The 10,522-nt window shown below is 60.8% G+C and carries 10 protein-coding genes; 2 read left to right on the top strand and 8 right to left on the bottom strand.

Features of this window, described 5'->3' with window-relative positions:
* Positions 1-92: 92 nt before the first annotated feature.
* Entirely contained in the window at positions 93-1,757 is a 1,665-nt protein-coding gene (locus ACCD02_RS32250) for an FAD-dependent oxidoreductase (protein ID WP_413310635.1), read from the bottom strand.
* A gap of 164 nt (positions 1,758-1,921) precedes the next feature.
* Between ACCD02_RS32250 and ACCD02_RS32245 the strand changes: the two genes are divergently transcribed.
* Positions 1,922-2,389, top strand: coding sequence for a RidA family protein (locus tag ACCD02_RS32245; RefSeq protein WP_413310634.1), 468 nt, complete (start codon positions 1,922-1,924; stop codon positions 2,387-2,389).
* Between the two features lie 128 nt (positions 2,390-2,517).
* On the opposite strand, the gene ACCD02_RS32240 is transcribed toward ACCD02_RS32245, so the two are convergent.
* From ACCD02_RS32240 to ACCD02_RS32220, 5 genes are read right to left on the bottom strand one after another with little or no spacing between them, the layout of a single operon-like run.
* Positions 2,518-3,324, bottom strand: a complete 807-nt coding sequence (locus tag ACCD02_RS32240; protein ID WP_413310633.1) for an amidohydrolase family protein — start codon at positions 3,322-3,324, stop codon at positions 2,518-2,520.
* Entirely contained in the window at positions 3,317-4,336 is a 1,020-nt protein-coding gene (locus ACCD02_RS32235; RefSeq protein ID WP_413310632.1) for an NAD(P)-dependent oxidoreductase, read from the bottom strand. Before ACCD02_RS32235 ends, ACCD02_RS32240 begins: the two co-directional genes overlap by 8 nt.
* A gap of 7 nt (positions 4,337-4,343) precedes the next feature.
* On the bottom strand, positions 4,344-5,396 hold the full coding sequence (locus ACCD02_RS32230) for a LacI family DNA-binding transcriptional regulator (protein WP_413310631.1): 1,053 nt from the start codon (positions 5,394-5,396) through the stop codon (positions 4,344-4,346).
* Between the two features lie 4 nt (positions 5,397-5,400).
* Positions 5,401-7,332 carry a TRAP transporter large permease subunit gene (locus ACCD02_RS32225; protein ID WP_413310630.1) on the bottom strand — a complete coding sequence of 644 codons (1,932 nt, stop codon included), beginning with the start codon at positions 7,330-7,332 and terminating at the stop codon, positions 5,401-5,403.
* 23 nt (positions 7,333-7,355) lie between these two features.
* Complete coding sequence (locus ACCD02_RS32220) at positions 7,356-8,372, bottom strand: TRAP transporter substrate-binding protein (RefSeq protein ID WP_413310629.1); 1,017 nt, start codon at positions 8,370-8,372, stop codon at positions 7,356-7,358.
* Positions 8,373-8,726: 354 nt separating this feature from the next.
* Here ACCD02_RS32220 and ACCD02_RS32215 point away from each other — a divergent pair, with 354 nt between their 5' ends.
* Positions 8,727-9,185 (top strand): REP-associated tyrosine transposase, encoded by a 459-nt coding sequence (locus ACCD02_RS32215; RefSeq protein WP_413310636.1) that lies wholly within the window; start codon positions 8,727-8,729, stop codon positions 9,183-9,185.
* A 203-nt stretch (positions 9,186-9,388) separates the two neighbouring features.
* Here the strand turns inward: ACCD02_RS32215 and ACCD02_RS32210 are convergent, their stop codons facing one another.
* Complete coding sequence (locus ACCD02_RS32210) at positions 9,389-9,586, bottom strand: YbdD/YjiX family protein (RefSeq protein WP_413310628.1); 198 nt, start codon at positions 9,584-9,586, stop codon at positions 9,389-9,391.
* A gap of 18 nt (positions 9,587-9,604) precedes the next feature.
* Positions 9,605-10,522: carbon starvation CstA family protein (locus ACCD02_RS32205; protein WP_413310627.1), on the bottom strand; the 918-nt coding region annotated here is incomplete at its 5' end.

Here is a 10,522-nt window from a genome sequence, read left to right as displayed (position 1 = left end):
AAACCAAAACCGGGGGGGGCCCCGGCTTTCCCGGGTACGGGCCTCCCCCCCAAAAACCCCGGTCCCACAGAAACTCATTACAACCCGACGATTTATCCCCGCTTCATCGCCTCGAATATCTGCGCCACCACCGCCGCGCCCTCGCCCACTGCCGCCGCCACACGCTTGGTCGAATGGGCGCGCACGTCGCCGATGGCAAACACACCCTTGCGATTGGTCTCCAGCGGCAAGGGCAGCCAGCCCTGCTCCGGTGCCGCAGGCAGACCCGCGCCGGTGATCACAAACCCCTTGTCGTCGGTCTGCACACAATCGTTCAGCCACTGGGTATTGGGATCGGCACCAATAAACAAAAACAGATGACTCACCTCAAGCGGGCGAATCTCGCCGCTGCCGCGATGGCGTAACTGCACCGACTGAAGTCCCTGCACGGGGTCACCATTGATACCTGTGACTTCGGTTTCAAAATGGATCGAAACATTGGGCAGTGCAGCTATCCGCTCGATCAGATACTTGGACATACTCGCTTCAAGCCCCTCGCCCCTCACGATCAGATGCAGATGTTTGACCTGAGACGCCAGATACACCGTGGCCTGACCTGCCGAGTTACCGGCGCCAACCAGTGCCACCTCAGCGCCGCTGCAAATTTTCGCCTCGATGGGCGATGCCCAGTAGGACACCCCGCTACCCTCATAGCGTTCAATATCAGCCACCGGAAGCTGTCGATAGCGCACGCCGGAAGCCACCACGACAAAGCGGGCCTGAATCACCGCGCCGGTGGTCAATTCAAGGCGACTCAATTGGCCCTGATTGCATTCGAACCGCGCCACTTCCAGTGGAATGGCCATTTTCGCGCCGAATTTCAGCGCCTGATTAAACGCCCGCCCGGCCAGAGCCTGCCCGGAAATACCGGTGGGAAAGCCCAGGTAGTTTTCGATGCGCGCCGACGCCCCGGCCTGGCCGCCAAAGGCGCGCTGATCCAGCACCAGCACCGAGAGCCCTTCGGAGGCGGCATACACCGCTGTCGCAAGGCCCGCGGGACCGGCGCCGACCACCGCAATGTCATAGATTTGGCTGGCATCGAGCTGCGGCGTAATGCCCAGGCAGATCCCCGCCTCGGCATTACTCGGTTGCTTGAGCAGGTTGCCATTGGGGCATACCATCAGCGGCAAGTCGTCTTCGGCAACCCCAAAGCGCTCGATCAGCAGCCGGGCTTCTTCGCCATGGCTGGCGGTATCCAGCACCGTGTGGGGATAGCCATTGCGGGTCAGAAAGCCCTGCAAGCGCACCAGTTGCTGCTCACCCAGTCGACCGATCAACACCGAACCGACCCGGTCCGTTGCGAGCATGCCGACCCGACGCAGAATGAACGCGCGCATAATGATCTCGCCAAGCTCCGCAGAACCGATGATCAGCGAGCGCAAATGGGCCACATCGAAAGGCACGGCCAGACAGCCCTGGGCGCCCGCCCGACCTTCGGCGAGGGAAGCGCGATCACCGAGCAGGCCGACCTCACCGGTGAACTCCCCCGGCCCGCCACTGATGATCGCCGCTTCCCGCCCCAGACCGTCACGACGCAGCACATCGATACTGCCTTCCAGAATCAGCCAGACCGCCACGCCATGACTGCCCACGGCATACAGCACCTGGCCGGGGGCGAACCGGTGCGGCTGATCGCAGGCAAAGCGCAGCGCAGTCGCCACTTGCGTGGGGTTGAGCACGGGAAACATCTGGTCTTGGCGGGAGTGGACCTCGGTCATGGCAATTACCTGGCGGGGAAACGGGATATGGCTTGAGACTAGCCAGGTCGGCCGAGAATAAATTGAATGGATGCGCGGGTTTTATGCCTGAACCGACTCGCCATAGACCCTCCGTCTGATCAAGAATGCAAGGGCGTAATTTCCCTGAATAACAAGGAGTCAGCATGTCGTCCGACCAACGCTTTCAACAGGCCGCCGAGCAGATGGGCTACAGCTTCGATGGCGAGATCAAGATCGGTGGTAACTACGTACCGCTGGTTCGTCATGAGAATCAGATCTACATCAGCGGCCAGATCCCCCGGGTTGGCGATACCGTGGTAGTAACCGGACGGGTCGGCGAAGCCACCACCCTGGAAGTGGCGCAATTGGGTGCGAAGATCAGCACCATGCGTGCCCTTGCACTGCTGCAACGCTCACTGGGCAGCCTGCAAGCGATCAAAGGCATCCTGCGCATCGGCGTCTATGTGCAATGCAGCATGGACTTCACCCATCACAGTGAAGTGGCTGATGCGGCCTCCGATCTGCTGTCGTTTGTGCTGGGCGATATCGGCGCTCATACCCGCACCTCGGTGGGCGTGTATCAATTGCCCAAGAATGCCAGTGTCGAAGTTGAAATGATTGCGGTGGTTTGACCGTTCTTGAACTGGAATACAGCCCGTAGGAGCCGGCTTGCTGGCGATAGCGGTGGTGAAGTCACCAACGTCATTGCGAGCGCTTCGCACTCGATCGCCAGCAAGCCAGCTCCTGCAAGGGTTCGCCTCTAGAAACCGTACAGAGTCGCCGGGTTATCGACCAGTATCTGTCTGCGCACTGCCTCATCCACCGCCCACTCGCTCAAAAGATCGAGCATCGCCTGATCATCCGGCGCCGGATCACGCCCCGGATGCGGCCAGTTACTGGCCCACAGGCAGCGTTCGGGATGGGCGCCGACCAAGGCCTTGGCCAAAACACTGACATCTTCGTAATGAGGCGCCCCGCTTTTCGAGGTCTCGTAAGGCGCCGAGACCTTGACCCAGCTCCTGCCGCCATCGAGCAGGCGCTGCAGGCTGACAAAGCCGGGATGGTCTACCGGCACCGGTTCAAGAAACTTACCGATATGGTCGATGCTAAGGCGACTGGGCAGCGCCCGCAGGCGGCTTTCGAACTCATGCAACTCACGACCATCGACTTGCAGGTTGATCACCCAACCCAGCTCGGCAATCCGTGCACTTATAGGCTCCAGGGCATCCCAATCCAAGGCGCCTCGGGCATTGGGTACTAACATAAAGCGCACCCCGCGTACGCCCTTTTGATGCAGCTCGGCCAATTGCGCATCGCTGATATCAGGGCGAATCACGGCAATACCGCGAGCGGCACCTGCTGCCTGCTCCAACGCATCGAGCAGGCAGCCGATATCGAAGCCGTAGCCATTGGCCTGAACCAGCAAGGCCCGCTCCAGACCAAGGTGCTGCTGCATCCGTCGATAATCGCTCCAACTGGCCCGGCCGATCTTCTGGCTCAGGGGAAAGCGCTCGGGTTCGTAGATATGCACGTGGCAATCACAGGCGCCAGCCAACCGATCAGTCATGGGAAAGCTCCAGAGTATCAAGGCCGAACAGGGAAACCGCGCGGCTGGCCGCCGCCAGGTTGACCGCACCTTGTGGTATTTGCCCGGCCAGTAGCGCCTGGACCTGATGTACGGTGTCCATGGCCTGGTGCTCTGCCGCTTGAGGAGTCAGGCCGCCGATATGGGGGTTGGCGATGACCTTGGGGTGAGCGGCGATAATCCGCGTCGGCATCTGGTCCTGGGCCCGGCCCACATCCAGGGCGCAACCCGCCAGCAGGCCTTGATCCAGAGCCTCGACCAGCGCCTGCTCATCCACCAGTTCGCCCCGTGAGGCATTGATGAAAAACGCATGGGGCTGCATCGCCTGAAACGCTGCGCGACCGAACAGGTTGGCGGTCTCGGCCACAGCCGGAGCCAGGCACACTATGTAGTCGGAGGTGGAAATCACCCGCTCGAAGGAGGTCTGCTCGATGCCTTCATCAGTGATGCTCACATGGGGGTCGCTGACCAGGACGTGCATGTTCAGGGCCTGGGCCATGGCGGCCAGGCGCTTGCCGATAAAGCCGTAGCCGACGATGCCCAGGGTCGAACCGCGCAGTTCGCGGCCCATGACGATTTCCGGGGCCTGACCCTGCCAGTAACCGGCGGCGGCACGGCTCATGCCACGGCTCAGGTCGATCATCACCCCTATCACCCACTCACTGACCGAGGTATCGAAACCCGGCGTGGCCCGGGTCACCAGCACACCATGGGCGCTGGCGGCCGCGACGTCGATATTGCGGATATCCACCGCCACCCGGCAGTAGGCGACCAGGTCCGGCAGGCGCTCGAACAGCTCGGCGGGCGCGGCGGCGTCACGACTGGCGACGATGATCTGACAGCCTCGGGCGGCCTCGACAAACTCATCGATGCTCAGGGGCTGGCGCGAGTGATTGAGGCGCACCGTACCGCAGGCGCGCAATTGCGTAAGGGCGCGGGCGCCGTAGTAGTTCTGCAGGGTCTGGGGTGAATGGGTCAGGAAAATCTGGGTCATGTGCGTTTCATTCCCTATGACTGGACGCAGGCCTGGCAACAGACTGCCGGGCTACCAAAGTGGGTTGAAAGATGAAATTGACCGGACGCTGCTCGGGTTGGCGGGAGCGGTCGACGGCACGCTGGACCATGGCATCGGCCATTTCATGCAGGGGCATGACCACCGAAGTCAGGCCCGGATTGGTGAAAGCGGCGATCGACAGCCCGTCCATGCCCACCACCGAGATGTCCTCGGGCACCCGCAGTCCGGCCTGATGCAGCCCCGCCATCAGGCCGATGGCGAGCATGTCATTGACCGTGACGATACCCGTGGGCATCGGCCGCATGGCCATGATCTGGCTGGCCATGGCAAAACCCAGGTCGGCCAGTTCCGAGTCACCGAAGGTCTGGGCGACCTGGCCCTGCACCACCTCGCAACTGCCCTGCAATCCGGCCAGGGCGGTGCGTTCGAGAAAACCGGCGATCTTGTTGGAACGGCTGACGGTCTTGCCACTGGGCACCAGGAACGCCAGGCGAGTGTGACCATGGGTGAGCAAATGATCGGCAGCGATATAACCGGCCTTGAAGTTATCCGGCGAGACATGATCGACCCGGGAATTTTCCACCGGCACCGTCGCCCGGTCGTAACTGACCACGCTCAGGCCCCGGGCCACGGCATCCTCCAGGTGACGCTCGTCGTCCCGGGATGAGACCACGATCACCGACTGCACGCCGAAGGACAGCAGGTCATCGAACATCCGCGCCTCGTGCTGCTTGTCGCGGTGGGTATTGGCCAGCAGTAAACGGTAACCATAACGCTGCTGCGCCACGGCCTCGATCTGCAAGGCCAGTTGCCCATACATAGGGTTGGCGGTGGACGGCACCAGCAGGCCAAGCATTGGTGTATGCCCGGTTTTCAATTGCCGGGCAGCACGGTTGGGCCGGTAGTTCAGGCTGCTGATGGCCTTCTCCACACGGGTGAAGGTCTCCGGGCTGAGCTTTTCCGTGCGGCCGTTGAGCACATTGGACACCGAACTGACAGACACCCCCGCCAAGGCGGCTACATCATGAATTGTTGCCATTTTCTTAAACCATATTGAACGTGCGGGGCAGCCACAGGGAAATCGATGGCACCAGCACGATAAGAATCAACATCACCAATAACAGCAGCAGATACTTGAGCATCTTTTTCGAGACGTCTTCGATCCGCGTGCCGGTCATGGCGCACGTCGCGAACAGCCCCAGACCGAACGGCGGCGAAAACAGCCCCAGGCCCATGGAAATCACCGCTACCGTACCGAAGTGCAACGGGTTGATACCGACCTGCACGGCAATCGGCACCAACAGCGGGCCGAAGATGATCAAGGCCGGAGCGCCTTCCAGCACCGCGCCAAACACCACCATGATCAGCACCGAAGCCCCGAGGAACGCCACTGCACCGTAGTTATGGGCCAGGGCCAGCATGAAATCGGAGATGATCGCCGGAATCTGCTGGATAGTCAGGGCAAAGGCCACGCTGGACGCCGCCGCAATGATGAACAGGATACCTGCCGCCATGGACGCCGCGCGCACAAACAGCCGGGCAATACCGCCCAGGGTCAGTTCGCGGAAGGTCACCCCGCCCACCAGCAGCGCATACACCACTGCAAACGCCGATACCTCGGTGGACGTGGCCACGCCGGACGTCACGCCCTTGCCGATCATTGCCACCATGATCAGGGCGACCAACGCCCCGCCCAACAGACGCAACATGGGCGTGCGCACGGGAAACGCCAGGTTTGGATCGACCTTCTTGCCAAACACCACCGCCAGCGTCGACAGGCCCATGGCCAGGACCACCGCAGGAACAATCCCGGCAATAAACAGCCCGCCAATGGAGATATTGGCGACAAAGCCCATGATGATCATATTGATGCACGGCGGGATGGTCTCACCCATCACCCCGGAAGCCGCCAGCACCGCTGCGGTTTCGTTGGCGTCCTGTTTGGTACGCCTTACCGCCGGTACGACAATCCCGCCCACGGCGGCGATATCAGCCAGCTTGGAGCCCGACACGCCTGAGAAAAACGCCGTTGCCAGGATCGCAATCAGGTTCATCGAGCCGCGCACCCGACCGAAGATTCGCACCAGTAGCTCGACCAAACGTGCCGACATGCCGTTGACCTCCATGACCAATCCGGCCAGGACGAAAAACGGAATCGCCAGCAGCACGAAGTGATCCATGCCCGCCATGACCTGTTGCGAGTAGATCACCATGGGCAGCGACGGATCGCCGATGAAATACAACAGCGCGCACAGGGCCAGGACAAAAGCGATCGGCACCCCCACCAGCAGACCGCCAACAAAGCCCAGCAGCAACAGGCTCCAGGGTTGCAAGGCGTAGGCTTCGAAGTGCGTGTTCCAGGCCCATAGCCCCAGCCCCAGAAACACGCAGCCCAGCAGACTGAACCAGGTACTGCGCGTGGCGCCATTGATGGCATTGGCGACACCGACCAGGGTCATCAGCAACGCGCCGACGAATACTGGCAACACGTTGAGCCACTGCGGCAGGCCCATGGGCGTCGAGACATTGGTCGAGTCTTCCAGCAGCAGCCACGACGAGTACGCCAGCCCGGCCGCCGTCCCCGCCACCGCCCAGCCACCGATCTGTGTGGCCACCTGTTGCCAGGTGACGGGCAGCAGCGCACGGAAGAAGTCCACATGTACATGTTGCCTGCGCGCCAGCACCGTGGCGCCGCCGAGGAATACCAGCATCACCATCAGGCCCCGGGCGACCTCTTCGGCCCAGTCCACCGGGTGATGGACGAAGTAGCGCAGGATCACCGAAATAAACACGACGATGATATCCACGGCCAGGACCAGCGCGCACAAGCGCTCGATCAAGACGCACAGACCGGCCAGCAGCCGACCACTGCCGGAGCCGGTGGCGAAACCCCAATCGTGGGTCTTGATCAGCGGGCCGACGGTTTCTTCAAGTGGCTGACCGACAGCCGCAACCATACCTGTAGCTGGGTTCATGACGCGTGTTCCCCTTGGTCGGCTCAAACGCGGGCGGCGTCGATGGCGGCGAGTATCGGCGCGGTTACCGGATTGCTCTGGGTAAAGGGCACCCAGAGTTTTTCCCGCATCAGTTGCCGGGTCGCAGCCCGTTCGGCGTCGGCCATGGGGTACAGGGTCATGCCGCCCTTGGCCAGGGTCGCCAGGGCTTCGGCACCTTTGACCTTGGCCGCTTCACGCTGATAAACGCTGGCGTCGCGGGCCGCAGCAATGAAGACCGGTTGCAGGTCGGCAGGAATTTTCGCCAGGCCGCGCTTGCCGATCACCGCGATACAGGGGCTGAACAAGTGATTGGTCTGCCAGCTGTTGCGCACCACTTCATCCAGCTTATTGGCCAGGACACTGGCGGCATCGTGTTCAAAGCCTTCGACTACGCCGGTCTGCACGGCGGTGTAGACCTCATTGAAGGCGATGGGCGTGGGAATCGCCCCCATCAGCTTGAAGGTTTCGATAAAGGCCTGGGTCGGCAGCACCCGCAGCTTGACGTTCTGCAAGGCGGCCAGGTCCTTGATCGGCGGCTTGGTGTAGACACTGCGGGCACTGAAATGCGAACCCCAGCCGACCACGGTACAGCCGGTGCGCTCTTGCAGCAGCTTGTTGTAGATCTCGCCGACGCCACTGTCCACGGCCTTGGCCACATGGGCATAGCTGTCGAACAGAAAGCCCAGATCCAGCAGCGCCAGCTCCGGCAAGGCCGTGGCCCAGATCGAACTGCCCGTGATCATCATGTCGATGGAACCCAGGCGCACCTGCTGCACCACATCGGCCTCCTTGCCCAACTGTCCGTTGGCAAAGAAATCGATACGCACCTTGTCTCCCAGCGCCTGTTTCAGGTTGTCGCTGAAGCGTTGATAGAACAGGTAGTGAGCCGAGTTTTCATCGGAAGTCATGGTCGACGACAGCCGCAATACCGGCGTAGCGGCACGACTGATCATGGGAAATGAGAGAGCGGCAGCGCCGAGAGTGGCGGACTGCACGAAGCGACGACGTGTCAGATTCATGGTTTGAGCCTTTTTGTTGTTATTTTAGTAAAACGTTTTACTAAACCGTTTTACGGATAATAGGCTTCTTCCCGGAATATTCAATGAAAAGAGGATTTTTTCTGACGTTGCTTCCACGCAATTCCCTGAATCACCCTACCCTGCAGGAACTGCCGAAGGCTGCGAGCGATCTCAAGAACAGCGACTGCATTTGGATTACCTGGTTAACCGGTCCTTCGCTTCGCAGCCTTCGGCAGCTCCTACAGTCGTCCTCCGCGCCTGCCAACCATTGAAAAAAACTGGAACATTAATCGGCGCAAGAGATGACGCGGCATGATTAATCTTGCCAACAAACTCATTCATGAGGGCAATGGAATGCCAACACCATTCAATGGACACCGTTTACGCAGAGGACGATTTTCCGCAGAGGGGCATGTGTATCTACTGACCGCCGTGACAGCAAGGCGCAATCCCCTCTTTGCGGATTGGCAGCTAGGCCGATTGGTTGTTCAGCAGCTGAGATCAGCCCATGAACAGGAAATCGCGCACTCCATGTGTTGGTTAGTCATGCCTGATCACTTTCACTGGTTGATTGAGTTGAAACAGTGTTCGCTGTCCGAGGTCATGTGCCGGGTGAAATCAAGAAGCAGTCGCGCCATCAAGCAGAGGACTGGAAATCTTGAGCCAATCTGGCAGAAGGGTTTCCATGACAGAGCATTGCGCAAGGACGATGATTTATTAACTGCCGCTCGCTACATCATTGCCAATCCCCTTCGGGCGGGGTTAGTCAGGCGGGTAGCGGATTATCCGCTCTGGGATGCGCAGTGGTTATAGACGACAAGGTAAATACCTGAATTGAAACGAGACCTTGTAGGAGCTGCCGAAGGCTGCGAAAGCGGTATGTCAGGTAGCTCCATTCGCAGCCTTTGGTAGCTCCTACAGGAAACATCGCAAAAAAACACCCCGCAAAAGGCCAGCCTTCGCGGGGTGTCGGGTGTTTCAGGCAGCGAGTTCAGATAGTCGCGGGGATCAGCCGCTCAACAGCACTTGGGCCCCGCCTTGCCGCCATACCGGGCCTCCTGACGCTCCCGAAAGAACATCTCGTAGCTCATCACCGGTTTGTCCGGATGGGTGGCCTGCATGTGCTCGACGTAGGTGTCGTAGTCCGGCATGCCAACCATCAGGCGTGCGGCCTGGCCGAGGTATTTACCCAGGCGACTCAGGTCATTGAACATGGGCTGATCCTCCGCCAATCATTGCTGCTGCACCGGCAACGCCTGGAATGGCGCTTCCTTGTCCGTGCGTTCGCTCTTGCCCCAGGCCGCAACACCGACCTTGATCGCATAGAACAGGATGCTCAGGACCACGAACAGGAACAGGGTGGTCAGAGCCGCGTTGGTGTAGGCGTTGAAGATCACGTGCTGCATCTGGTCCATGGTCTTGGCCGGGGCAATGATCTGACCGGCTTCGGCGGCGGTGCTGTATTTCTTCGCCAGGGCGAGGAAACCGATGGCCGGGCTTGGGTCGAACAGCTTGATGAAACCGGCGGTCACGGTGCAGATCAGCAGCCAGGAGGCCGGCAGCATGGTCACCCAAATGTAGCGCTGGCGTTTCATTTTGATCAGCACGACGGTGGCCAGCATCAGGGCGATCCCTGCCAGCATCTGGTTGGAGATGCCGAACAGCGGCCACAGGGTGTTGATGCCGCCCAGTGGATCGATCACGCCTTGGTACAGCAGGTATCCCCACAGCGCCACGCAGCCGCCGGTGCCGATGATGTTGGCGGTCCAGGACTCGGTGCGTTTCAGCGCCGGGACGAAGCTGCCCAGCAGGTCCTGCAGCATGAAGCGACCGGCACGGGTACCAGCATCAACCGCCGTCAGGATGAACAGTGCTTCGAACAAAATGGCGAAGTGGTACCAGAACGCCATGGTGTTCTGCCCCGGCAATGCCTGGTGCAGGATCTGCGCGATACCGACCGCCAGGGTCGGCGCACCACCGGCACGGGCCAGTACGGTGTTTTCGCCGATGTCATGGGCCACGGCCGTGAGCATGTCCGGCGTGATGGCAAAGCCCCAGCCACTGATGGTTTGCGCCACTGCGACCACGTCACCGCCGACCACGGCGGCCGGGCTGTTCATGGCGAAGTACACGCCAGGCTCGATCACCGA

The sequence above is a fragment of the Pseudomonas sp. Pseusp88 genome (assembly GCF_047303955.1).
Classification (GTDB): domain Bacteria; phylum Pseudomonadota; class Gammaproteobacteria; order Pseudomonadales; family Pseudomonadaceae; genus Aquipseudomonas.
This window is presented reverse-complemented; position numbering and strand designations above follow the sequence as displayed.